At 72.6% G+C, this 23316-nt stretch carries 23 protein-coding genes and 1 tRNA gene; 15 read left to right on the top strand and 9 right to left on the bottom strand.

Annotated features, from left to right (window positions below; genetic code table 11):
* On the top strand, nucleotides 1–324 hold a 324-nt coding region (locus ABZY44_RS25615; protein ID WP_356657666.1), incomplete at its 5' end, for a hypothetical protein.
* 108 nt (nucleotides 325–432) lie between these two features.
* On the opposite strand, the gene ABZY44_RS25610 is transcribed toward ABZY44_RS25615, so the two are convergent.
* Together ABZY44_RS25610 and phoU are read right to left on the bottom strand one after the other, a co-directional pair.
* A complete protein-coding gene (locus ABZY44_RS25610; RefSeq protein ID WP_356657664.1) occupies nucleotides 433–579 on the bottom strand; it encodes a hypothetical protein in 147 nt (48 codons plus the stop codon).
* Between the two features lie 104 nt (nucleotides 580–683).
* Nucleotides 684–1361 (bottom strand): phosphate signaling complex protein PhoU, encoded by a 678-nt coding sequence (phoU, locus tag ABZY44_RS25605; protein ID WP_112449136.1) that lies wholly within the window; start codon nucleotides 1359–1361, stop codon nucleotides 684–686.
* A gap of 237 nt (nucleotides 1362–1598) precedes the next feature.
* On the opposite strand from phoU, the gene ABZY44_RS25600 reads away from it, so the two are divergent.
* Both ABZY44_RS25600 and ABZY44_RS25595 read left to right on the top strand, forming a co-directional pair.
* Nucleotides 1599–2855: an ATP-binding protein gene (locus ABZY44_RS25600; protein ID WP_356657661.1), complete on the top strand. Its 1257-nt coding sequence runs from the start codon at nucleotides 1599–1601 to the stop codon at nucleotides 2853–2855.
* Complete coding sequence (locus ABZY44_RS25595; protein ID WP_356657659.1) at nucleotides 2852–3532, top strand: response regulator transcription factor; 681 nt, start codon at nucleotides 2852–2854, stop codon at nucleotides 3530–3532. The genes ABZY44_RS25600 and ABZY44_RS25595 overlap by 4 nt, the downstream gene beginning before the upstream one ends.
* 155 nt (nucleotides 3533–3687) lie before the next feature.
* On the opposite strand, the gene ABZY44_RS25590 is transcribed toward ABZY44_RS25595, so the two are convergent.
* A complete protein-coding gene (locus tag ABZY44_RS25590) occupies nucleotides 3688–4356 on the bottom strand; it encodes a DUF461 domain-containing protein (protein ID WP_356657657.1) in 669 nt (222 codons plus the stop codon).
* A gap of 692 nt (nucleotides 4357–5048) precedes the next feature.
* Here ABZY44_RS25590 and ABZY44_RS25585 point away from each other — a divergent pair.
* The 6 genes from ABZY44_RS25585 to ABZY44_RS25560 all read left to right on the top strand — a co-directional run bounded on the left by ABZY44_RS25585 (nucleotide 5049) and on the right by ABZY44_RS25560 (nucleotide 11528).
* Nucleotides 5049–5531 (top strand): CarD family transcriptional regulator, encoded by a 483-nt coding sequence (locus ABZY44_RS25585; protein WP_120722213.1) that lies wholly within the window; start codon nucleotides 5049–5051, stop codon nucleotides 5529–5531.
* A 319-nt stretch (nucleotides 5532–5850) separates the two neighbouring features.
* On the top strand, nucleotides 5851–6606 hold the full coding sequence (gene ispD, locus ABZY44_RS25580; protein ID WP_356657655.1) for a 2-C-methyl-D-erythritol 4-phosphate cytidylyltransferase: 756 nt from the start codon (nucleotides 5851–5853) through the stop codon (nucleotides 6604–6606).
* Nucleotides 6596–7192: a 2-C-methyl-D-erythritol 2,4-cyclodiphosphate synthase gene (gene ispF, locus ABZY44_RS25575; RefSeq protein ID WP_356657653.1), complete on the top strand. Its 597-nt coding sequence runs from the start codon at nucleotides 6596–6598 to the stop codon at nucleotides 7190–7192. The genes ispD and ispF overlap by 11 nt, the downstream gene beginning before the upstream one ends.
* A 104-nt stretch (nucleotides 7193–7296) precedes the next feature.
* Nucleotides 7297–8697, top strand: a complete 1401-nt coding sequence (gene cysS / locus ABZY44_RS25570) for a cysteine--tRNA ligase (protein WP_356657651.1) — start codon at nucleotides 7297–7299, stop codon at nucleotides 8695–8697.
* A 116-nt stretch (nucleotides 8698–8813) separates the two neighbouring features.
* Nucleotides 8814–9785 carry a 23S rRNA (guanosine(2251)-2'-O)-methyltransferase RlmB gene (gene rlmB / locus ABZY44_RS25565; RefSeq protein WP_356657649.1) on the top strand — a complete coding sequence of 324 codons (972 nt, stop codon included), beginning with the start codon at nucleotides 8814–8816 and terminating at the stop codon, nucleotides 9783–9785.
* A 186-nt stretch (nucleotides 9786–9971) separates the two neighbouring features.
* Nucleotides 9972–11528: a DoxX family protein gene (locus ABZY44_RS25560; protein ID WP_356657647.1), complete on the top strand. Its 1557-nt coding sequence runs from the start codon at nucleotides 9972–9974 to the stop codon at nucleotides 11526–11528.
* A 276-nt stretch (nucleotides 11529–11804) separates the two neighbouring features.
* Here ABZY44_RS25560 and ABZY44_RS25555 read toward each other — a convergent pair whose 3' ends face one another.
* From ABZY44_RS25555 to ugpC, 3 genes are all read right to left on the bottom strand, one after another.
* Complete coding sequence (locus ABZY44_RS25555; RefSeq protein ID WP_356657645.1) at nucleotides 11805–12566, bottom strand: nucleotidyltransferase family protein; 762 nt, start codon at nucleotides 12564–12566, stop codon at nucleotides 11805–11807.
* Nucleotides 12567–12619: 53 nt separating this feature from the next.
* Nucleotides 12620–13033 carry a hypothetical protein gene (locus ABZY44_RS25550; protein ID WP_356657643.1) on the bottom strand — a complete coding sequence of 138 codons (414 nt, stop codon included), beginning with the start codon at nucleotides 13031–13033 and terminating at the stop codon, nucleotides 12620–12622.
* A 191-nt stretch (nucleotides 13034–13224) separates the two neighbouring features.
* Nucleotides 13225–14313: a sn-glycerol-3-phosphate ABC transporter ATP-binding protein UgpC gene (ugpC, locus tag ABZY44_RS25545; RefSeq protein ID WP_356657641.1), complete on the bottom strand. Its 1089-nt coding sequence runs from the start codon at nucleotides 14311–14313 to the stop codon at nucleotides 13225–13227.
* A 186-nt stretch (nucleotides 14314–14499) separates the two neighbouring features.
* Between ugpC and ABZY44_RS25540 the strand changes: the two genes are divergently transcribed.
* Nucleotides 14500–15168: a hypothetical protein gene (locus ABZY44_RS25540; protein ID WP_356657639.1), complete on the top strand. Its 669-nt coding sequence runs from the start codon at nucleotides 14500–14502 to the stop codon at nucleotides 15166–15168.
* A gap of 182 nt (nucleotides 15169–15350) precedes the next feature.
* Nucleotides 15351–15424, top strand: a tRNA-Thr gene (locus ABZY44_RS25535).
* 86 nt (nucleotides 15425–15510) lie between these two features.
* On the opposite strand, the gene ABZY44_RS25530 is transcribed toward ABZY44_RS25535, so the two are convergent.
* The gene (locus tag ABZY44_RS25530; protein WP_356657637.1) at nucleotides 15511–16893 is read right to left on the bottom strand and encodes an FAD-binding oxidoreductase; all 1383 of its coding nucleotides are present in this window, start codon (nucleotides 16891–16893) and stop codon (nucleotides 15511–15513) included.
* A 158-nt stretch (nucleotides 16894–17051) separates the two neighbouring features.
* Between ABZY44_RS25530 and ABZY44_RS25525 the strand changes: the two genes are divergently transcribed.
* A complete protein-coding gene (locus ABZY44_RS25525) occupies nucleotides 17052–17804 on the top strand; it encodes a thioredoxin domain-containing protein (protein WP_356657635.1) in 753 nt (250 codons plus the stop codon).
* Nucleotides 17805–18186: 382 nt separating this feature from the next.
* On the opposite strand, the gene ABZY44_RS25520 is transcribed toward ABZY44_RS25525, so the two are convergent.
* Complete coding sequence (locus ABZY44_RS25520) at nucleotides 18187–19179, bottom strand: zinc-binding dehydrogenase (protein WP_356657708.1); 993 nt, start codon at nucleotides 19177–19179, stop codon at nucleotides 18187–18189.
* A 224-nt stretch (nucleotides 19180–19403) separates the two neighbouring features.
* Here ABZY44_RS25520 and ABZY44_RS25515 point away from each other — a divergent pair, with 224 nt between their 5' ends.
* On the top strand, nucleotides 19404–20078 hold the full coding sequence (locus ABZY44_RS25515; RefSeq protein WP_356657633.1) for a pentapeptide repeat-containing protein: 675 nt from the start codon (nucleotides 19404–19406) through the stop codon (nucleotides 20076–20078).
* A 369-nt stretch (nucleotides 20079–20447) separates the two neighbouring features.
* Here ABZY44_RS25515 and ABZY44_RS25510 read toward each other — a convergent pair whose 3' ends face one another.
* The gene (locus ABZY44_RS25510) at nucleotides 20448–20951 is read right to left on the bottom strand and encodes a hypothetical protein (RefSeq protein ID WP_356657631.1); all 504 of its coding nucleotides are present in this window, start codon (nucleotides 20949–20951) and stop codon (nucleotides 20448–20450) included.
* 669 nt (nucleotides 20952–21620) lie between these two features.
* On the opposite strand from ABZY44_RS25510, the gene ABZY44_RS25505 reads away from it, so the two are divergent.
* Nucleotides 21621–22508, top strand: coding sequence for a histidine kinase (locus ABZY44_RS25505; protein ID WP_356657629.1), 888 nt, complete (start codon nucleotides 21621–21623; stop codon nucleotides 22506–22508).
* On the top strand, nucleotides 22505–23131 hold the full coding sequence (locus ABZY44_RS25500; RefSeq protein WP_356657627.1) for a response regulator transcription factor: 627 nt from the start codon (nucleotides 22505–22507) through the stop codon (nucleotides 23129–23131). The genes ABZY44_RS25505 and ABZY44_RS25500 overlap by 4 nt, the downstream gene beginning before the upstream one ends.
* Nucleotides 23132–23316 lie beyond the last annotated feature (185 nt).

Here is a 23316-nt window from a genome sequence, read left to right as displayed (position 1 = left end):
CACGACCAGAACCCCAACCGTCAGCCCGGTGGCGGCGCCTACGGGCCGAGCACGTGCAAGCCGGGCTACGTCTGGCGGGAGAAGTGGGTCGGCGACGCCCTGTGCGTCACCCCGGCGGAGCGCCAGCGGGTCCACGACCAGAACCCCAACCGTCAGCCCGGTGGCGGCGCCTACGGGCCGAGCACGTGCAAGCCGGGCTACGTCTGGCGGGAGAAGTGGGTCGGCGACACCTTGTGCGTCACGCCGGCCGAGCGCGACCAGGCCAAGGGCCAGGGCCGTCTGATCGACAACGGCCCGGACCTCATCGGCATTCCGGGAGCGTAGTCCCGGCCCTCGTCGGCCGAAGGCCCCTACCGCCCTGGCACACGAAGGCGCGAGGGCCCCCGTCCGGAACCGGACGGGGGCCCTCGCGGACGCGCGCACGTGCGCCGTTCAGCCGCCGCACTGGCAGGGGGCGCCGGACTGGCAGCCGCAGCCGCAGCCCGAGCCGCAGCCGCAGGCCGCGAGCAGCGGCAGGCGCAGGCCCTCCGGGGGCTGCGCTTCCTGCTCCGGGGTGATCGGGACGGGGGAATCGGGCATGGATCCTCCTCGTAGGCGTTGTGCCTTCGCCTCATTCATGCCCAGCCGGACCGGCGCGTCAACGGCGCATCGGGGGCTCGTTGCCGATCGCGCCCCCTCGCGGCTCAGACGCCCTCGACCTGCGTCGGCGGCTGGAGCTCGTCCGCGTGCTCGCCCGTCACCAGGTAGACGACGCGCTTGGCGACCGACACGGCGTGGTCCGCGAAGCGCTCGTAGTAGCGGCCGAGGAGCGTCACGTCGACCGCCGTCTCGATGCCGTGCTTCCAGCGGTCGTCCATCAGGTGCTGGAACAGCGTCCGGTGCAGCTGGTCCATCTCGTCGTCGTCCTGCTCCAGCTGGAGCGCCAGGTCGACGTCCTTCGTGATGATGACCTCGGCGGCCTTCGCCATCAGGCGCTGCGCCAGCTGCCCCATCTCCAGGATCGTGGCGTGCAGGTCGCGCGGGACCGCCGTGTCCGGGAAGCGCAGCCGGGCGAGCTTCGCCACGTGCTGCGCCAGGTCGCCGGAGCGCTCGAGGTCGGCGCTCATGCGCAGCGAGGTGACGACGATGCGCAGGTCGGTGGCGACCGGCTGCTGGCGGGCGAGCAGCGCGATGGCCCGGGCTTCCAGGTCGTGCTGGAGGTCGTCGACCTTCTGGTCGGCGGCGATGACGCTCTCGGCGAGCTTCAGGTCGGCGTCGAGCATCGAGGTCGTGGCCCGCCCGATGGCGGAACCGACCAGCCGGGCCATCTCGACCAGGCCTTCTCCGATCGAGTCCAGTTCCTCGTGGTACGCGTCACGCATGGTGTCCCTCTCTGCCTACTGCCTACTACTGCTCGCTGCTGCCCGGGGCCGGGCCGGGGCGGGCCGCTCTTCCGGCCGGCCCCGTGCCCCACGGTGTCAGGTTGACCCGCGAACGCGACCTGCTCCGTCATCGCAAGTGAATCAACCCCGTCGCGAGGGTGAACTCTGGGCGACGAGTGTTCGAGGTGCCACCCGAACGGCTGTGGAAGTGTCGCTCGGCCTGCTTAACCTGGAGTCATGGACGTGAACGCGGCGGTCGCCGCAGCTGCAGCGATCGCCGGTCTTTGCACCGGTGTGATCGCGATGCTGGCGTTCCGCTGGAGCGAGCGCGACCAAGCCCGCCCCACCCGGAGCTCCATGCGCCCCGACATCAACGCGGTGCTCCCACCCGGCGTGGACACCGTGCTTTCCGTGCTCCGCTCCTCCGCCGTCGTCCTCGACGAGGGCGACGCGGTGGTCAAGGCCAGCTCGGCGGCGTACGCCCTCGGCCTGGTCCGGGGCGGCAAGCTGGCCGTGGAACCCATGCTCCACATGGCCCGTGACACCCGGCGGGACGGGGAGATACGCCAGGTCGAACTCGATCTGCCCCGGCGCGGCACCGGCCGCGGCGAGGCCCTCGCCGTCTCGGCGCGCGTCGCCCCGCTCGGCTCCCGCCTGGTGCTCCTCCTGGTCGAGGACCTCACCGAGGCCCGCCGCATCGAGGCCGTACGACGCGACTTCGTCGCGAACGTGTCGCACGAGCTCAAGACCCCGGTCGGCGCGATCTCACTGCTCTCCGAGGCCGTCATGGACGCCTCCGACGACCCCGAGGCGGTCCACCGCTTCGCCGGCCGCATGCAGATCGAGGCCACCCGCCTGATCAACCTCGTACAGGAGCTCATCGACCTCTCCCGGGTCCAGAACGACGACCCCCTCGAGGACGCCGAGCCCATGCGGGTCGACACCCTCGTCGCCGAGGCCATCGACCGCTGCCGCCACACGGCGACCGCGAAGCAGATCACCATGGCCGCGGGCGGCACCGCCGACCTGCGGGTATGGGGAAACCGGGGGCAGCTCGCGGCCGCCCTCGGAAACCTGGTCGAGAACGCGGTCAACTACAGCCCCGCCCGGACCCGCGTCGGCATCGCCGCACGCAGGGTCACCGCGCCGGGTGGAGACTTGATCGAGATAGCCGTGACCGACCAGGGCATCGGCATCCCGGAAAAGGACCGCGAGCGCATCTTCGAACGTTTCTACCGCGTGGACCCGGCCCGCTCCCGCGCCACGGGAGGAACCGGCCTCGGCCTCGCGATCGTCAAGCACGTGGCGGCGTCGCACGGCGGGGAGGTGTCCGTGTGGAGCTCGGAGGGACAGGGCTCCACCTTCACCCTGCGCCTCCCCGAAGCGGCCGCGCCGGCACCGGCGACCGCCCCCGCGACGGCCGCCGCACCCGCACGCCCCCTGCTCGAACCTCATACCGCACCAGCCACCCCTGCCCCGGAGGTCCTTCCGTGACCCGAGTGCTCGTCGTCGAGGATGAGGAATCCTTCAGCGACGCCCTGTCCTACATGCTCCGCAAGGAGGGCTTCGAAGTGGCGATCGCCGCGACCGGGCCCGACGGGCTCGACGAGTTCGAGCGCAACGGCGCCGACCTCGTCCTCCTCGACCTGATGCTCCCCGGCCTGCCCGGCACGGAGGTCTGCCGGCAGCTGCGCGGCCGCTCCAACGTTCCCGTGATCATGGTGACCGCCAAGGACAGCGAGATCGACAAGGTCGTCGGGCTGGAAATAGGAGCCGACGACTACGTCACGAAGCCCTTCTCCTCGCGGGAGCTGGTCGCCCGCATCCGCGCGGTCCTGCGCCGCCGCGGCGAGCCGGAAGAGGTCACCCCGGCCGCGCTGGAGGCCGGACCCGTACGGATGGACGTCGACCGCCACGTGGTCACCGTCGCCGGCGGAAAGGTGGAACTCCCGCTCAAGGAGTTCGACCTGCTGGAGATGCTGCTGCGCAACGCAGGCCGCGTACTGACCCGCATGCAGCTCATCGACCGGGTGTGGGGGGCCGACTACGTCGGCGACACCAAGACCCTCGACGTCCACGTCAAGCGCCTGCGCGCCAAGATCGAGCCGGACCCGGGCGCGCCGCGCTACCTGGTCACGGTCCGCGGCCTCGGCTACAAGTTCGAGCCGTAGGCCGCCCGGCCCGTGCGGCGCACGCACGGAGTGGAGACGGGAACGGCCCCCGTCCGCATCAGCGGACGGGGGCCGTTCCCGTACAAGGCACGAGGCCGAGGGCGCGACGCCCAAGGCCCAAGGCCCGGGAAGTGGTGCGGACGGTGCTCCGCGCCTCAGTGGCCGGCGCTGGGGGACGGGGACCCGGCCGGCGCGCCCGCGGGGGAGCCGGACGCGCTGCCCGAGGGGGTGGTCGCCGGGTTGCCCGACACGGCGGCGGCCGGGGAACCCGACGCGCTGCCCGACGGGGTGGCGCCCGCGACCGGAGCCGCGGCGGGGGCCGCGGTCGGGCCGAAGGCCGCGTAGGTGCCCGTGGCCGGGTAGACGAAGGCCTCGAGCCCCACGTCACCCGCCTTGCTCAGCTGGAAGACGACCTTCTGTACGTTGCCGTCCTCGACCCCGCCGCCCGTGACGACCGCGGAGGCGTTGCCCTTGCCGCCCAGGACGACGGAACCGCCGGCCGGCACGACGACCTTGGCAGCGCTGCCGGCGGGCTTCAGGGCGACGGTCGCCTTACCACCCGGGAGGGTGATGGCGTCGAGGGTCTGGTCCTCGGTGCCCGCGTTGAACAGCGTCGCGGAGACGGCGGCCGGGCCCTTCTTGTCCTTCTCCTGGGTGATCACCAGGGCGTTCTGGACCTTGATGTCGCCCTTGGTCACGGCGGCGTTGTCCGGCTTGACCTGGAGAGTCTGCGCGTCGTGGCCCGCACCGCACGCGGCCAGCGAGACGATCGAGAACACGACGGCGGTGGCGGCGAGGGCGCCGCGTCGAAGGCTGCGGCTCACGGCGGAGGCATCTCCTTGGACGTACGAAAACGGAAGGGTGGACGCTCGGAGCGACCGAGTGGAGCCGCTCTAAGGGTGTGTCAGCGCGCTTAGGTTACCGAGCCGCCGCCCCGCCCCCGCACCCGACCCTCCGCACGGACGGCGCGGCCCTGTCCGGGGGCCGTGGCGCGGTCCCGACCGGTGCCGCGCCAGGACGGCCGGCGGAACGGCCGACGGAACGACCGGCGGAACGAGTAGCAAACGACCGGCAAACGGCCGGCGGAACGATCAGGGGGCCGGTGACGCGCCGACCGGCGCGGTGATCTTCCATTCGCAAAAGCGCGGTCGCACCGGTCCGGTGATCAATTGCAGGATTCCCTCGAACGCCGCTCGGTGATCGAATTGGGGATTGGGCCGGAACGCGCCCCGTGCGGGGGCCGCCAGTCGTACGGAGTAGTTCGGTTTCAGCCCTTGGAAACCGGCAAATCAGGACGTACAGCGCATCGGCCGGGTCCGCGGGCGGGTGTAACGTAGTCGTTTCGCCCGGTCCGCACAACGCCTCCGACCTGCGAATACCCCCTTCCGCAAGCCTGTCGCAGCACGTTCCTGTCGGTGTTGTCAAGCCCCGAGATGTGCCCTGACCTGCGAAAACGCCATTCATAACGGTCAGTTCTCGTGTTACCCTGGATAGCCACGGAAGGGGTACCTGTCACATGACGTTCAAGGTTGGCGACACCGTGGTCTATCCCCATCACGGGGCCGCGCTGATCGAGGCCATTGAGACTCGTCAGATCAAAGGCGTGGACAAGACCTACTTGGTGCTCAAGGTCGCTCAGGGCGACCTGACGGTACGTGTGCCTGCGGACAATGCGGAGTTCGTCGGTGTTCGCGACGTAGTCGGCCAAGACGGGCTGGACCGGGTCTTCGAGGTGCTTCGCGCACCGTTCGCAGAAGAGCCGACGAACTGGTCCCGACGCTACAAGGCAAATCTGGAAAAGCTCGCTTCTGGCGATGTCATCAAGGTCGCCGAAGTTGTGCGTGACCTGTGGCGTCGTGAGCGTGAGCGCGGGCTCTCCGCGGGTGAGAAGCGCATGCTCGCGAAGGCGCGTCAGATTCTGGTGAGCGAGCTCGCGCTCGCCGAGAACACCAACGAGGACAAGGCCGAGGCCCTCCTCGACGAGGTGCTCGCGTCCTGACGCGATCATCCGTACGCCCGGTCACGCACAGTCGCCTGGTCGTACACAGTTGTGCCGCGGTGCCCGATGACAAGGTGACTTGTTGCCGGGCGCTGCGGCATGTCCGGACCCGTTTTCACGCCTGACGCACGCCTCACGCCTGACGCTATACGCCGGGCGCTGCCACCCGCACCCGAAAATTACCGGTGTTCCCCACTGGTGTGCCGGGCCCGGGCAGCCGCTCGACCGGTCGTCACGGAAGGGGCGAGGGCGTCGCACCCGGCACCCTTCAGGCCATACCCATGTCGGCCGAAGTCACAAACCTGGCTCGGAGCTACTGATGTCTGACGAATCGCGGCCCCGCCGCACCGCCGCGGTGATCCCGGCCGCCGGCCGCGGGGTCCGTCTCGGTCCCGGGGCCCCCAAGGCCCTGCGGACCCTGGGCGGCATTCCCATGCTCATCCACGCGGTCCGCGCCATGGCGCGCTCCCGCGCCGTCTCCCTCGTGGTCGTCGTGGCCCCGCCCGCCGACACCGCGGACGTGCGCAGGCTCCTGGACGAGCACGCGCTGCCCGACCGCACCGAGATCCTCGTCGTCCCCGGCGGCGAGACCCGGCAGGAGTCGGTACGCGCCGGCCTGGAGGCGCTCCCCGCCGACGTGACCGCCGTCCTCATCCACGACGCGGCCCGCCCGCTCGTGCCCGTGGACACCGTCGACTCCGTCGTCGAGGCCGTCCGCGACGGAGCGCTCGCCGTCGTACCCGCCCTGCCGATGGCCGACACCGTCAAGGAGGTCGAACCCGGCAGGCCGGGCGAGCCCGAGCCGGTCGTCGCCACCCCCGTACGGGCCCGGCTGCGCGCCGTGCAGACCCCGCAGGGCTTCGACCTCGCCACCCTCCTGCGCGCGCACGAGAAGCTCGCCGCGGGCACGGCGGACGGCGAGGGCGCCACGGACGACGCCGGGATGGTGGAGCAGCTCGGCGTCACCGTCTTCGCCGTCCCCGGCCACGAAGAGGCCTTCAAGGTCACCCGCCCGCTCGACCTGGTCCTCGCCGAGGCCGTACTCGCCCGCAGGAGGGCCACCGATGCCTACTGATCCCGCAGCTCCCGCAGCTCCCGCAGCTCCCGCAGCTCCCGCAGCTCCCGCAGCTCCCGCAGCTCCCGCAGCTCCCGCCGCCACGGCCGGGGCGCCGGCGCGGCCCCTGCTCCCGCAGGTCGGCATCGGCACCGACGTCCACGCCTTCGAGACCGGCCGCGAACTGTGGTGCGCCGGCCTGCTCTGGGAAGGCGAGGACGGTCTCGCCGGCCACTCCGACGGGGACGTCGCCGCGCACGCGGCCTGCGACGCGCTCTTCTCCGCCGTCGGCGTCGGTGACCTCGGCGCGCACTTCGGCACCTCCCGTCCCGAGTGGTCCGGCGCCGCCGGCGTCACCCTGCTGGCGGAGGCCGCCCGGATCGTCCGGGCCGAGGGCTTCGAGATCGGCAACATCGCCATCCAGGTGGTCGGCGTCCGGCCGAAGATCGGCAAGCGGCGCGAAGAGGCGCAGAAGGCGCTCGCCGCGGCTGCGGGCGCCCCCGTGTCCGTCTCGGGCACCACCACCGACGGACTGGGCCTCACCGGCCGGGCCGAAGGCCTCGCCGCCATCGCCACGGCCCTCGTCTACCGGACGAACCGGTCCTAATACCCGTACGGTCCCACCGCTCCCGCACTTCTTCGACAACAAAGCGGGCCCCGCGTACCCAAAGGGTCGCGGGGCACTGCTACAGGCGCACTACCCTGGATGCCGTGACTATTCGCCTGTACGACACCAGCGCCCGGCAGATCCGTGACTTCGTCCCGCTCACAGCGGACCGCGTCTCGATCTACCTCTGTGGCGCCACCGTGCAGGCGGCCCCGCACATCGGGCACGTCCGGTCGTACCTGAACTTCGACATCATGCGCCGCTGGTTCACCTACCGCGGCCTCGACGTCACCTTCATCCGCAACGTCACCGACATCGACGACAAGATCATCACGAAGGCCGAGACCGAGGGCCGCCCCTGGTGGTCCATCGGCTACGAGAACGAGCGCGCCTTCAACGACGGCTACAACGCGCTGGGCTGCCTCCCGCCCACGTACGAGCCGCGCGCGACCGGTCACGTGCCGGAGATGATCGAGATGATGCGCGTCCTCATCGAGCGCGGCCACGCCTACGAGGCGGACGGCAGCGTCTACTTCGACGTCCGCTCCTTCCCCGGCTACCTCGAGCTCTCCAACCAGGACATCGACGACCTGCGCCAGCCCGCCGAGTCCGGCATCACCGGCAAGCGCGACCCGCGCGACTTCGCCATGTGGAAGGCCTCCAAGCCCGGCGAGCCCGACTGGGAGACCCCGTGGGGCCGCGGCCGCCCCGGCTGGCACCTCGAGTGCTCGGCCATGGCGCACAAGTACCTCGGCAGCGCCTTCGACATCCACGGCGGCGGGATCGACCTGATCTTCCCGCACCACGAGAACGAGATCGTCCAGGCCAAGGCCTTCGGCGACGAGTTCGCGAAGTACTGGGTGCACAACGCCTGGGTCACGCTGTCCGGCGAGAAGATGTCGAAGTCCCTCGGCAACTCCGTGCTCGTCTCCGAGATGCTCAAGGTCTGGCGCCCGATCGTGCTGCGCTACTACCTCGGCACCCCGCACTACCGCTCGATGATCGAGTACAGCGTGGAGTCGCTGCGCGAGGCCGAGTCCGGCTTCGCGCGCATCGAGGGGTTCATCCAGCGCGTCATCGAGAAGGCCGGCAAGACGGTCGAGCCGGCCTCCGAGGTCCCGCCCGCCTTCGCCGAGGCCATGGACGACGACCTGGGCGTCCCGCAGGCGCTCGCGATCATCCACACCACCGTCCGTCAGGGCAACAGCGCGCTCGCCGCCGACGACAAGGACGCGGCCATCGCCCGTCTGGCCGAGGTACGGGCGATGCTGGGCGTCCTCGGCCTGGACCCCCTCGACCCCCACTGGGCGGGCGAGGCGGACCGGGGCGAAGACCTCCACGGAGCCGTGGACACCCTCGTACGCCTGGTCCTGGAGCAGCGCGAGTCCGCCCGCGCCCGCAAGGACTGGGCCACGGCCGATGCCATCCGGGACCAGCTCCAGCAGTCAGGTCTGGTCATCGAGGACAGCCCCGCGGGACCCCGCTGGTCGCTCGGCCCCCGCTGAGCCCGCTGGGCCCGCGGAGCAGTCCCGCTGGCGCATTCTGATGGGCCGCCCGGCGTTCCGGGCGGCACACTCTTCATACGTACATATCGCAGCACCAACGAAATCAGGTAGAGGTCATGGCCGGGAACAGCCAGCGCAGGAACCGCCGCACGTCCAACAAGAAGGGCGCGACGGTCGGCAGCGGTGGCCAGCGGCGCAAGGGCCTCGAAGGCAAGGGCCCCACGCCCAAGGCCGAGGACCGCAAGAAGCACAAGGCCAACCGCATCAGCAACGCCATGGCCCGCCAGGCCGCCAAGCGCCGCCCGGCCCCCCGCCGCGGCGGCCCCAAGGGCACCAGCGAGATGGTCGTCGGCCGCAACCCGGTCTTCGAGGCGCTGCGCGACGGCGTACCGGCCGTCACCCTCTACGTCCAGCAGTTCATCGACAACGACGAGCGCGTCCGCGAGGCCCTCCAGCTCGCGGCCGAGCGCGGCAACATCAACCTGATGGAAGCCCCGCGCCCCGAGCTCGACCGGCTGACCGGCGGCCTCAACCACCAGGGCCTGGTCCTCCAGGTCCCGCCGTACGAGTACGCGCTCCCGGACGAGCTCACCGCCGCCGCGTACGACAACGGCGAGGACCCCCTCATCGTCGCCCTCGACGGCATCACCGACCCGCGCAACCTCGGCGCGATCGTCCGCTCCGTCTCCGCCTTCGGCGGCCACGGCGTGGTCGTCCCCGAGCGCCGCGCCGCCAGCATGACCGCCGGCGCCTGGAAGTCCTCGGCGGGCACCGCCGCCCGTACCCCGGTCTCGCGCGTCACCAACCTGACCCGCGCGATCCAGGACTACAAGAAGGAAGGCATCACCGTCGTCGGCCTCGCCGCCGAGGGCACGCACGAGGTCCACGAACTCGAGGCGCTGGGCGGCCCCGTCGTCATCGTCGTCGGCTCCGAGGGCAAGGGCCTCGGCCGCCTCGTCGGCGAGAACTGCGACTACCTGGTGCGCATCCCGATGCCGGGCGGCGCCGAGTCCCTCAACGCCGGCGTCGCCGCGGGCGTCGTCCTCTACGAAGCGGCCCGCCGCCGCGCCACCCGCGGCCGCGCGTAACCCGTTACCGCCGGATCCGGCTCCGGCCGCGGGGCACCGCCCGCCGCTGCTTGATCCAATTGGCTCACCGGCCGTGACCCGTGAGCGTGCCACCCCGCCCCTTCCGGGCGGGGTGGCTTGATTTGACGGGTCTCGGACACATCCCTGATGTCAAGGCAGTGTCCTAAAGACTCGTCACTCGGTTAGATGAGTGTGGACACCAGAACGCCAGGGTTCGATGATCAGCCCGCGCTGAGCATGGTCAAGGTGCCGTGCGACCCCGCGCAGGTCATCGTCAACCACGCCAGCTTCCGCGTGCGGCTCGCACCGAGTCCCAGCGCGCGTCCCCACCCGGCGGGCGCCTCAGGGCTCGTTCCCGCGCTCGGCGGGGCCCTCGCGGCCGCCGGTGCCGGTGCCGGCCGACGCCGGCCCGTCGTCTGGAGCGGCAGGTCCGCCCCCGGCGACGACGACGCCGGAGCCGCCATGGGCGGACTCCTCCAGGCCGTGCGCGAGCACGGACGCGGCCACGGCGACCACGACGGCGGAGCCACCCAGGTCATCCCGCGCCTCGACCTCGCCCACGACCTCGCCGACGACACCCTCGCCACCCCGACCGTCATCGGGCAGCGCACCTACGGCGACGCCGACGACACCCGCGCCCAGCCCCCCGTGCGCGAGCTCTCCCCGGAGGCCTACGAAGCGTACGGAGCCGCCTACGCCGAGAGCTCCGGCGGCGCGTCGGACTCCCGCCGGGCGCCCGGCGACGCGCGCGCGCAGGCCTCGTACTACCCCGGCCGCCGGATGAACCTCGGCGTCGTGCTGCTCCCGCTGCGCGTCTTCCTCGGCTTCATCTCCATCTACGCCGGCATGGGCAAACTGTGCGACCCCGTCTACTTCGACGGCGGCGAGCGCGGCTCCATGGTCACCTGGCTGCGCACCCTGCACCCCTGGGCCCTCGCCGAACCGCTGCGCGACTTCGCCCTCGCCCACCCCGTCGGCGCCGGTCTCAGCGTCGCCTTCCTCCAGGTCGCCGTCGGCGTACTGACCGTCTTCGGGCTCTGGCAGCGCTTCGCCGCCTGCTTCGGCGCGCTGCTCTCCGCCGCGCTGCTGATGACGGTCAGCTGGAAGACCGTCCCGGCCTACGACGCGCCCGACATCATCTACCTCGCCGCCTGGAGCCCGCTGATCATCGCGGGCGCCCCGGTCTACTCCTTGGACGGACGCCTCGCCGGCGAGGCCTGGCGCACGCTGGGACCCCGTACCGAACTGTGGCGGCTGCGGCGGCGCGTCCTGCGGCGCGGAGCCGTCATGGCCACCGTGGTCTGCGGACTCACCCTCCTCGTCGGCTCGCTCCTCGGCGGCGCCGTCCGCTCCACCACCGTCGTCACCGTCCCCGGGCCCGGAGAGGCCCCGAGCAACTACCTTCCCGGCCGCCCGCTGCCGCGCACCCCGCAGCAGCAGCAGCCCACCCGGCCCGCCCCCACGAAGCCCACCGCGCCGCCTTCGGCGGCGGCCTCCTCGCCGGCTCCCAAGTCCGGCCGGAGCAGCACCGGTCCGGCCACACCGGGCGGCGGCAGCGGCTCCGGGGCGCCCACCGCCACGCGCGGCACCAGCGGCAGCCAGAGCCCCCGCAGCACGCCCCGCCAGTCCACCCCGCAGAAGCCCCCGGCCTCCTCGTCGGGGACGGTCAGCGGAGGTTCCTCGGGCGGGACCGGGGACACGGCGCCGAAGAAGCCCGGCCTGGTCGGCGGACTCCTCGGGTGACGCCCACGGGCTGAGGCCCACGGGCTGAGGCCCACGGGCTGAGGCCCACGGGCTGAGGCCCACGGGCCGGGGCCGTCCGGCCGGCGAAAGGTCCCATGGGGCCGAGGGCCCGGCACGCGCGAGCGTGCCGGGCCCTTCGTGTCCCACGGCGGTGGGGGCGGAACGGAGCGGGCGGGGGAGAGGGCCGGGCGGCGAAGGGGAGGGAAGGGGAGCTAAGGGGCGGGAAGAGGAGCGAAGGGGAGGGGAGCCGGAGCGGCAGGGCCCCTCAGGAGGCGCCTAGGCGCCGCTCTGAGCGGCCAACTCCCGTGCGGCCTCGGTCAGGTCCTTGGCCGTGTCGATCGCCCGCCAGTAGGCCCCCTGGGGCAGCGGGAAGCCCGCGAGCCGGCGCTCACGGGCCAGACGCGGGAACGTCGTCCGCTCGTGGTCGCCCAAGTCCGGCAGCAGCTCCGCGAATTCGGCCCCGAAGACGTACACGCCGGCATTGACCGGGTACGGGGACTGCGGCGCCTCGATGAAGTCCAGGACGTGCCCGTACTCATTGATCTCCACCACCCCCCACGGAATGCGGGGCCGGGCGAGGGCGAGCGTGGCCGTCGCCCCCCGCTCGGCGTGGAAGGCGGCCATCTCCCGCAGCGAGAAGCGGGTCCACACGTCGCCGTTGGTGGCGAACCAGGCCCGGTCGGGGTGCGGGAGGTGCCGGGCGGCGTACTTGAGTCCGCCGCCCCGGCCCAGCGGTTCGTTCTCCACGACGGTGGTCACGCGCAGCGGCAGCGAAGCCTCGGCCAGCCACTTCTGGAGCACCTCGGCGAGGTGCCCGCACGAGACGACGGCGTCCGTCACCCCTTCGGAGGCCAGCCAGGCGAGTTGGTGCCCGATGATCGGCATCCCGGTGCCCGGGATCTCCACCATCGGCTTGGGACGGTCGTCCGTGTACGGCCGCAGCCGCGAACCCTGGCCGCCCGCCAGGACGACGGCCTGGGTCGGGGAAGCCGGGAACGCGGCTGCGTGGGGTCGGGCGGGAGGCCCTGAGTCGGTCATGTGCGGTGGTCCGGGATCCGGGAGCGCGGTGCGGCGGCGGCCGTCGGCTGCCGTCAGCCCATGGAGGCGACGCCGGACGCGTACGCGGTGTCGCACACCGGCCGCGCGAACGACTGGGCCTTCGTGGGCCCGTAGGCGTCCACGGCGGCCCGCCCGAGCGCCCGCGCGATGCCCACGCAGTGCTCGGCGAGCGAGGGCCGCCGGTCAACTTCCCGCTGGAGGTGGGTGAGTACGTCACCCGGCTGCTCACCCTGCTGGATCTCGGTGAGCAGCTTTTCGCGCAGGAGGTCCTGAGCGGCACGCGGCTTCGCGGGGACGGAGACGTCCTCGGCGGACGCGGTCAGGATCTGGGAGGGAGTGTTGTCCGCCCAGGGGACCATGGTGACCGCGAGGGTCCCGGACAGGACCAGGACGACGGGCAGGACCAGGGCGAGGGATCGGCCGATACGGCGGGCAGTGTGGGTCACGACGCCGAGAGTAGCGCTCGGTGAAGATATGGCGACATTCAGTCACCCGGTCGGGGGATGGTTCGACGTGGGTTTTCGAATTAAGGGTTGACAGTGGGGGCCGAATGGCCCGATCTGCCGGAACTCACGGCGAAGGGGCGCCTCTTGACGGAGACGCCCCTTCGGCGGGCAGTGCGGGTGGATCCGGCGGATCAGCCGGAGAGGCGGGCCCCGGACGAGGTCGAGAACACGTGGATCTCGTCCGCGCGCGGAACGACGTGCAGCGTCGAGCCCTTCTCGGGCACGTTGCGCCCGCCCACGCGGACCACGATGTCCTGCGAACCCTCGGAGTGCGAGGTCGAACCGTAGACGTACCCGTCGGCGCCCAGTTCCTCGACGACGTTCACGGTGATCGTCAGGCCGCCCGCGTCACCGATGTCGAAGTGCTCCGGACGCACGCCGACCGTGACCGTGCGGTCGCCCGCGTCGGCGGCCGCGGACAGCGCCTCGCGCGACACCGGGACCACGCTGTCGCCGAACTTCACGCCGCCGTCGGCGATCGGGACCTCGACCAGGTTCATGGCCGGGGAGCCGATGAAGCCGGCGACGAAGAGGTTCGCGGGGCGGTCGTACATGTTGCGCGGGGTGTCGACCTGCTGCAGCAGACCGTCCTTGAGGACCGCGACGCGGTCGCCCATCGTCATGGCCTCGACCTGGTCGTGGGTGACGTAGACGGTGGTGATGCCGAGGTCGCGCTGGAGCGCGGCGATCTGCGTACGGGTGGACACGCGGAGCTTGGCGTCGAGGTTCGACAGCGGCTCGTCCATGAGGAACACCTGCGGCTTGCGCACGATCGCGCGGCCCATCGCCACGCGCTGGCGCTGGCCGCCGGAGAGCGCCTTCGGCTTGCGGTCGAGGTACTGGGTCAGGTCCAGCATCTTCGCCGCGTCCTCCACCTTCTTGCGGATGGTGGCCTTGTCCTCGCCGGCGATCTTCAGGGCGAAGCCCATGTTGTCGGCGACGGACATGTGCGGGTACAGGGCGTAGTTCTGGAACACCATCGCGATGTCCCGGTCCTTGGGCGGCAGGTGCGTGACGTCGCGGTCGCCGATGCGGATCGCACCGCCGTTCACGTCCTCCAGGCCGGCGAGCATGCGCAGCGACGTGGACTTGCCGCAGCCGGAGGGGCCGACGAGGACGAGGAACTCGCCGTCCTCGATCTCCAGCTCCAGCTGGTCGACGGCGGGCTTTTCGCCGCCGGGGTACAGGCGGGTCGCCTTGTCGAAAGTGACGGAAGCCATGGTGATGAATCCCTTCTACCGGCAGGAACGTGCCGGACGATCCGAGTGGAAGGTCTAGTCCAGTAAGCGGACTCCGGCCCGACGCTACCGGGCCGCGCGGCTCCTGTCAGCACCTGGAGGGGAGTGACTTCGCCGACTTCCCCGGGTCAGGGGCGGCTGTCAGAGGCGGCTGCTTTGATCTTCTGCATGACCATCTACGACCTCACGCGCGCCCTGCCCGACATCGAGACGCTGCGCGACCGCTGCCGGGCGATGGCGGCGCTGGAGCTGGTGATCAGCGGCGACGAGGACGGCGCCTTCTTCTCGTACGACCCGGCGTGGGGCGAGGGGGAGGAAGCGGCCTTCATGGACGACGGATCGGGCGGCGAGTACACGATCGTCTTCACGGCGGACGGGGTGTTCGGGCGCGGGTTCGACCACGAGTCGCACATGAGTCCGTGGGCCGGGGGAGACGGAGAGCTGTGGCCCGGCCTGACCGAGGGCATACCGGAGGCCTTCCGGCCCTTCCTGACCGAGCCCGCCTTCTGCTCGGAGGACGGCACGCTCCACGCGACCGCCCTGTTCTGGCGCGAGACCGGAGACACGGACTGGCGAGCGGGCGCGGTGGAGTTCCCGCCCGGCCGCGGCGACGCGGACGGCGCCGACTTCCTCTTCGAGGTCCTCGCCACGGGCACGGCGCAGGCCTACCGCGAATTCGCCGAGGACTACTACGAGACCGACCTCCCCCTCGACGCGATCCGGCACGTCTGGTCCCTGCGCCCGGTCACGCAGGACGTCGTGGACGCCCTCAATCCGGGCCTCCCGCTGACGGCGGTGGGCCCGCGGCTGGCCCGCGCGGGGTACCCCGGGGCGTGACGGGGGGTCTGACGCGGGCCTGACGCGGGCCTGATGCGGGTCTGACGGGGGAAGACCGGCACGGCTCTCCCGCCCCGGCGCCCCGACACGCGAGGAGTCCTGGGGCGGGAAAGTTCCTCGCGAGGGCTTCTGGCGGCTGTGTAGAGTGAAGGCGATTCTGCGCACTGTGCAGTGTCATGTGCGCCTCCTTAGCTCAGCTGGCCAGAGCAACGCTCTTGTAAAGCGTAGGTCGTCGGTTCGAATCCGACAGGGGGCTCCGTCCCAGGTCAGAGTCCGTGTGATCAAGGAATTCGAACGAAAGCGAAAGGCCCCGGGTCGTCACCCGGGGCCTTTCGCGTGCCGTCAGCCGCGGCCCGAGATGCGGTCCGCCAGCCGGGCCAGCGGGGTGGTGGTCGGGGTGTGGGTGGCGGTTTCTCGGCGGTCGGCCTCGCGGTAGGCGGCGTAGAGGGCCTGGACGCCGAGCCAGCGGAAGGGTTCCGGCTCCCAGCGGCGGACGCGGTGGTTGACCCACGGGAGGGTCGTGAGGTCGGTCGTCTCCCCGAGGACCAGGTCGCGCAGGGTGCGGGCCGCGAGGTTGGAGGTGGCGACGCCGGAGCCCACGTAGCCGCCGGCCCAGCCGAGGCCGGTCGTGGCGTCCAGGGTGACCGTGGCGCACCAGTCGCGGGGGACGCCGAGGACGCCGGACCAGGCGTGGGTGATCTCGACGCCGGTGAGGGCCGGGAAGAAGCCTTCCAGGAGCCGGGTCAGGGCGGCGATGGTGGCGGGCTGGGTGCGGCCGTCGTGATCGGTGCGGGAGCCGTAGCGGTAGGGGACGCCGCGGCCGCCGATGGCGATGCGGTCGTCGGCCGTGCGCTGGGCGTACATGTAGGCGTGGGCCATGTCGCCGAGGGTCTCGGACCCCGACCAGCCGAGCTGGGCCCAGAGTTCGGGCGGGAGCGGGGCCGTCGCGATCATCGAGGAGTTCATCGGGAGCCAGGAGCGCTTCTGGCCCTTGAGGGCGGCGGTGAAGCCCTCGGTGCAGCGCAGTACGTACGGGGCGCGGACGGTGCCGTACGGGGTGCGGGCGCGGCCGGGGGCGATCTCGGTGACCGGGGTGGACTCGTGGAGGGTGACGCCGAGGCGTTCGCAGGCGGCGGCCAGTCCCTTGACCAGTTTCAGGGGGTGGATGCGCGCTCCGTGCGGGGTCCAGCTGGAGCCGACGGCGTCGGCGATGTCGATGCGGGCGCGGGTGTCGGTGGCGTCGTAGAGCTCGCGGTCGGTTTCGCCGAAGGCGAGTTCCGCGGTGTGGAAGGCCTTGAGGCGGCTCAGCTGGGCGGGGGTGCGGGCGACTTCGAGGACTCCGCCCCGGTGGATGTCGGCGGCGATGCCCTCCTTGGCGGCGGTGTCGACGACTTCGGTGACGGTGTCGTTCATGGCGTGCTGGAGGCGCCGGGCGGCCTGGCCGCCGTGCAGGGCGGCGTAGCGGTCGCGGCCGGCGATGCCGTTGTAGAGCCAGCCTCCGTTGCGGCCGGAGGCGCCGTAGCCGCAGAACTTCTGTTCCAGGACGGTGACGCGCAGGTCGGGGGCGGCGGTCTTGAGGTAGTAGGCGGTCCACAGACCGGTGTAGCCGCCGCCGACGATGACGACGTCGGCCGTGGAATCGCCGGTCAGGGGAGTGCGTGGTGGGTGGGTGGTGGCGGTGTCGTCGGTCGCGTGCCAGAAGGAGATGCCGCCGTTGATCGTCATGGGGGAGTTGCTACACCTCGTTCCGGAGGGGTGTCCAGGGTCGTGGTGTCGGGTTTCGGGGCGCGGGGGGTGGCCGAATGACTGATGTGGGGTGGTGGATTTCGCCCGTAGGGTGGCGCGGGGGGTTTGGTGCGTTTTGGGCGAGAGGTGCGGTTCTTATGGTGCGGGTTGTTCTGGCGGGACGACTGGTCGCGGCGGTCGCGTCCGTGGCGCTGCTGGGTGGAGCGGTCGTCGGATGCGGGAGCGGGAGCGCCGGTGGGAGCGGGTCGGGATCCGCGTCCGGTGGTGCCGGGGTGGTGGTGCGGACGAGCCCGATCGCCGATCGGCTCGCGGAGCTGCCCGCCAGGGTCGACGGTGCGCGGATCGTGGTGGGGAGTCCGGACGCGCCGCGCACCGCGGAGGTGTTGGTGGATCCGATGTGCGGCCATTGCGCGACGTTCGAGGAGGCCGGCGGTGAGACGCTGCTGAAGCTGGCGACGGCCGGCCAGGTGAAGATCGAGTACCTGCTGGCGTCGTTCCTCGACGGCGGCGGCGGGGGCGGTGGCGGCGGGCGGAGCGGGTCGGTCAAGGCGGTGAACGCGCTGCGCGCCTCGGTCGACGCGGGGAAGTTCGCGGAGTACCACGCGGCGGTCTTCGCGAGTCAGCCGAAGGGGAAATACACCGATGAGCTGCTGCTGAAGGTGGCGGACGCGGTGCCGGGGCTCCGCGGCGCGGCGTTCGACGGGGCCGTGAGGGAGCAGAAGTACGCGGGGTGGGTCGCCGACGCGGAGAAGGGCTTCGAGGCGACGGGTGCGCAGGGGACACCGATGGTGCGGGTGGAGGGGAAGCCGGTCGGGGCGCGGGACGGGTCGATGTTCGACGCGGGGGCGTTCGCGGAGACGTTGAAGGGTGTGGGGATCGGGGGGTCTTAGGGGCGGTGCGGCGGTGCGTTGGCCCATTGGTCCGTCGGCCCGTCGGCCCGTCGGCCCGTCGGTGCGGTGGCGCGTCGGCCCCGCGGCCCAGCGGTCTGGGTGCGGCCGGGGGGTGTGGGCGGGATCCGGGTGGGCTGGTGCGGGCGCGGCTCGCGTACGCGGTGTGGCCGGTGGTGCGGGTGGACGGCGGGCGGCCGTGGTGCGGGCGTCGCCTCGGCGCTGGGCGAGGAGGTCTCACCCCTCGACCGTCGATCCCCTCGCCCGTCACGCTCCGGCCCTGCCGTGAGCCGTAGGGGCCGGGGCGTGACGGGCTGGGTTTGGACTGGTGTCGTCCGGTCTGGTCTGGTGCGGTCTGGTCCCGTCTCGTCCCGTCCGGTCGGGGTCAGGGTTCCAGGACGACCTTGCCGGTGGTTGCGCGGGTTTCGAGGTCTCGGTGGGCCGTGGCCGCCTCGGCCAGGGGGTAGCGCTGGAGGGCGGGGCGCAGGCGGCCGGCGGCGGCTTCGGCGAGGGCGCGGGTTTCGAGGCGGCGCAGCGGATGGTCGCCGCCGGCAAGCTGGAGCATGGCGGGGCCGAGGACGCCCTGGGTGATGACGCGGCGGGCGTCGAGGGCCTCGCGGTCGGCGTCGGTGAGCGGGATCGGCCCGCCCGACCAGCCGAAGACGAGGTGGAGGGCGCCGTCGGCGAGGAGGTCGAGGGCGGTGCGGGCGATGGTCCCGCCGACGGAGTCGAAGAGGACGGTGGCTCCGGCGGGGTGGTGTGCGCGGACGGTTCCGGCCCAGTCGGGGCGGGTGTAGTCCAGGGCGAGGTCGGCGCCGTTGGCCGCGGCCCGGGCGGTTTTGGCGGGACCTCCGGCGAGGGCGATGACGGTCGCTCCGGCCTGCTTCGCGTACTGGACGAGCAGGGTGCCGATGCCGCCCGCGGCGGCGGGTACGAGGGCTACGGAGCCGGGGCCGAGGTCGGTGAACTGGAGGATCCCGAGGGTGGTGCGACCCGTACCGATCATGGCGACGGCGGTGGCGGGATCCAGGCCGGTCGGGACGAGGTGCAGGCGGTCGGCATCGGTGACGGCGTACTCGGCGTAGCCGCCGGGGGCGAATCCCAGGTGGGCGACGACGGAGCGGCCGAGCCAGGCGGGGTCGGTACCGGGGCCGAGGGCGTCAACGGTGCCGGCCACCTCGCGGCCGGGGACGGTGGGCAGTTCGGGGAGGGGTGCGGGCCCGGCCTGGACGCCGCTGCGGAGGGTGGTGTCGAGGAGGTGGACTCCGGCGGCGGCGACCGCGATGCGGACCTGGCCGGGGGCGGGGACGGGGAGGGGCACGGGTTCGTAGGAGAGGTTCTCGGCGGGACCGAAGGTGTGGAGGCGGACGGCGTTCATGGTGGCTGGGCCGGGGACCGGGGCGGTGCTGGGGGAAGGGCCGGGGCCGGAACTGTGCCCGGGGCTCGGGGTGGGGCTGGGGGTGGGGCTGGCGGCGCGGGGGTGGGGGTCGGTGGCGGCGGCGGTGTTCGAGGAGGCGTTCGGCGTGGTCATCCGGTCAGCCTGTTACCTCAAGTGGACTTGAGGTCAAGGGCGGTGTCAGTGAGGTGGTCCAGGATGGGGGAATGGTGCGCAAAGGGCAGGAACAGGGTGTGAAGGCCGCGCGGCGGCCGGAGGTGCGGCTGCCGGAACTGAGTGCTTGGACCGGCGGTGAGCTGGAGCCGGACGGCGACTACGACGGGGTGGAGCTCGCGGACGCGGACCTGGCGGGCCAGGAGGGGATCGGGGCCCGGTTCATGGACTGCGCGCTACGGCGCTGCGCGCTCGACGAGACGGGGCTCGCGAAGGCGAGGTTCCTGGACTCGGTCCTGGAGGGGGTCCGGGGCGTGGGGACCGACCTGTCGGGGGCTTCGCTGCGGGACGTGGAGCTGCTGGAGGCGCGGCTGGGCGGGGTGCAGTTGCACGGGTCGGTGCTGGAGCGGGTGCTCGTGCGCGGGGGGAAGATCGACTATCTGAATCTGCGGGCGGCGAAGCTGAAGGACGTCGTGTTCGAGGGATGCGTGCTCGTGGAGCCGGACTTCGCGGGGGCGGTGCTGGAGCGGGTGGAGTTCCGCGACTGCGTGCTGCGCGGGGCGGATTTCACGGGGGCGCGGCTGTCGGACGTGGATCTGCGGGGCGCGGCGGAGCTCGGCATCGCGCGGGGGGTGGAGGCGTTGGCGGGGGCGGTGATCAGCCCGGGGCAGTTGTTCGAGCTGGCGCCGGCGTTGGCGGCGCAGGTGGGGTTGAGGGTGGTGGCGTAGGGGAGCGGGGCGGGCCGGGCCGGGGCGGGCCGGTATGTGGCGTGGGTGGTCGGGGCCTGGGCGGTGGGGCCGCCTGCCGGTACGGCGCTGCCACCGGACCGGACGGCACCGGATGGCGCCGCATTCGACGGCACCGGACCACACCGCACTCGACAGCAAGCCACCCGGCGCCGTGCGGACGGCCCGTCCTCGGCGGGGCGTCTGTACGGCCGTCTGTTTCGGATCTTGCCGGGCCCGCGCTGCGCGGCACCGCTCCTCGCCGCGTTGTCGGGGCTCCGCCCGGGTGCGTCCCGTACGGGAGAGCCCCTCCGCCGTGCTGTGCACGGCCTCGCGCCGCGGGCTCGGCCGACAAGCGGCGAAAGGGACGGCCTAGGCCGGGACTCGGGGGAAGCGGGACTGGAGGGTCCAGATGACGGGGTTGTCGGCCAGGCCGTCGTGCATGTCGATGAGGTCCGCGATCAGGTCGTGGAGGAAGTCGCGGGCCTCGCGGCGCAGCAGCCGGTGGCTGAAGGTCAGCGGGTCTTCCTCCGACGGCATCCAGTCCGCGTCGACGTCGACCCAGCCGAAGCGGCGCTCGAAGAGCATGCGGTCGCTGGACTCGGTGAAGTCGAGTTCGGCGTACTGGCGGTTCGCCGAGCGGCTGCCGCGGGGATCCTGGTCGAGCTGCTCGACGATGTCGCACAGGGCCCAGGCGAAGTCCAGTACCGGCACCCATCCCCAGGCTGTGGATACTTCCCGGTCCGCGTTGGTGTCGGCGAGGTAGACGTCCCCGCAGAACAGGTCGTGGCGCAGCGAGTGGACGTCCGCCGAGCGGTAGTCGGTCTGCGGGGGGTCGGGGAAGCGCCGGGAGAGGGAGTAGCCGATGTCGAGCACGTATCCGATGGTGTCACGCCTCCGTCGGTCCCCTTCACATCCGGTGCCGGTGCCGGTGCCGGTGCCGGTGCCGGTGCCGCGCCGCTCTCGGTCGGGTGCGGGCCTTGGCGGGCTTGGGCTTGGGCTTGGGCTTGGTCGGGTGGGGCTTCGGTGGGTTGCTACGGGTCCGGCCGCCGGCGGGCTCCGTCGGTCCGGCCCTTGCTGGGTTCCCCGGTGGCTCACGCCCTCGCACCGGCCGGGTGTCCGTCCCGCCCCATGCGGTGTCATACGCCTCTCCCGACCCCGGCGGGCAGCGGTCCCCCACGCGCTGGTGGGGACCTCGTGGGGAGCCGTCGGCGCGAATCAGAGTTCCTGATCGTCGTGAGCGGCGGCGGCTGCCGCGGGCCGGTCCTCGGCCGTGGCGTGGCGGTCGGCGGGGTGGTGGGGCGCGAAATCCTTCGGATCCCGTGCCACCTGCGCAAACGCGCTTGGTGACGGTGTGCTCCGGCCGGCCGTCGGGCCGGGCGGGTGGGGCGGGGCCGGGAGGGTGCGTACCGGGACGCGGGCGGTGGGGGACGGCCCGGGGCGCCGGGAACGCTGGGGAGAGCCGGGGGAGCCGTCTTAAGCTCGGCGCGTCCGGGGGGTCCGGGGTCCGGGGGGTCCGGGGGTTGGGGGAGGGGGCTGGTCGGCGTGGCTGGATCGGGGGGACGGCGCGAGGCGCCCGGGGCCGGGGTGCTCCAGGAGCGCAACCGGCTGGCGGCCGAGTTGCACGACACGGTGGCGCAGGGTCTGACCAGCATGCACATGCTGCTCGACGCGGCCGACCGGCAGTGGACCAGGGAGCCGGGACGAGCCCGGGTGCTGGTCCGTCAGGCTGCGGCCGCGGCGCGCGAGAACCTCGCGCAGGCCCGCCGGCTCATCCACGACCTGGCCCCCCTCGAACTGGACGGCGCTTCGCTGCCACAGGCTCTGCGCCGACTGTGTGCCGACGCCGACGCCGACGCCGACGCCGACGCCGACGCCGACGCCGACGCCGACGCCGACGCCGACGCCCTGACCGGGGCTGAGGGTGGGTCCGGGCCCGCGACTGGGCCCCTGACCGGGCCCCTGACCGGGGCCGGGGCCGGGGCCGGGGTCGGGCCCGCCACCGCAACCGCAACCGCGAGCGGGCCGGGGGTCGGACTCCGGTCGCGGGCCGGAGGCAGGGCCCGGGGGGATGTGCGTACGGCCGTGGCCGGGGGGTGGGTTCGGTTCCGGGTGGTGGGGGAGGTTCGGGGGCTCGGGGGGCCGGTGGAGGGGGCTGTGGTGCGGGTGGTGCAGGGGGTGCTCGGCAACGTGCGGCGGCATGCGCGGGCTTCGCGGGCCGTGGTGACGCTGACCTACCAGCCCGACGCGGTCGCGGTGGACGTGTGGGACGACGGCGTCGGGTTCGATCCGGGCGAGCTCCGTGGGGACGGGCTGCGGCTGCTGCGGCGCCGGGTCGAGTACCTGGGGGGTACGGCCGTGGTGGAGAGCACCGTGGGCGGTGGCACGGTGGTGTCGGTGCGTCTGCCGGCCCCGGCCGGGGACCCGGTATGACGCGGATCCTGCTGGTGGACGACCATCCGGTGGTGCGGGCGGGGCTGCGCGCCCTGCTGTCCGCCTGCCCCGAGTTCGAGGTGTGCGGGGAGGCGCCGGACGGTGCGGCCGCGCTCCGGCTGGTCCGCGAACTCTCCCCGGACCTGGTCCTGATGGACATCAGGCTGGGCAGCGGGATGTGCGGGCTGGAGACGACGCGGCGGATCGCCCGGCTGCCCGATCCGCCCCGGGTGGTCGTACTGACCAGCTACGAGTCCGACGCGTACGTCGTGCGGGCCGTGGAGGCGGGTGTGGCGGGGTACCTGTTGAAGGGGTCCCCGCCCGACCTGCTGTTCCAGTCGCTGCGGACGGTCGCGGCCGGGGAGTCGGCGTTGTCGCCGTCGGTGGTCTCGCGGCTGATGAACCGGTACCGCGCGCCGCGGACGGTGCTGACGGCCCGGGAGACCGAGATCCTGGAGCTGATCGCGACGGGACGGTCCAACCGGGAGATCGGCTCGGCGCTGTTCATCAGCGGGACGACGGTCAAGACGCACCTGGCGCACGTCTACGAGAAGCTCGGGGTCGAGAACCGTACGGCGGCCGCGCGGGTGGCGGCCGACCGGGGCCTCATCGTCCCCGGGTAGCCGGGTAGCCGGGTGGCCGGGTGGCCGGGTAGCAGCGGGTGGCTCGGTGGCCCGGTGTGGGGCCGGTGGCCGGGCCGTCGGGTCGGTGGGACTAGCTTGATCTTTAACCCGTGCGGCGTGGGCGAGGGGTCGTGGACTTCTTCGTTTTCGGTTTTGCGGTGTCGGTTTTGCGGACTGTGTGGACA

This window comes from Streptomyces sp. NPDC006544 (assembly GCF_040611715.1).
Taxonomy (GTDB): Bacteria; Actinomycetota; Actinomycetes; order Streptomycetales; family Streptomycetaceae; genus Streptomyces.
This window is presented reverse-complemented; position numbering and strand designations above follow the sequence as displayed.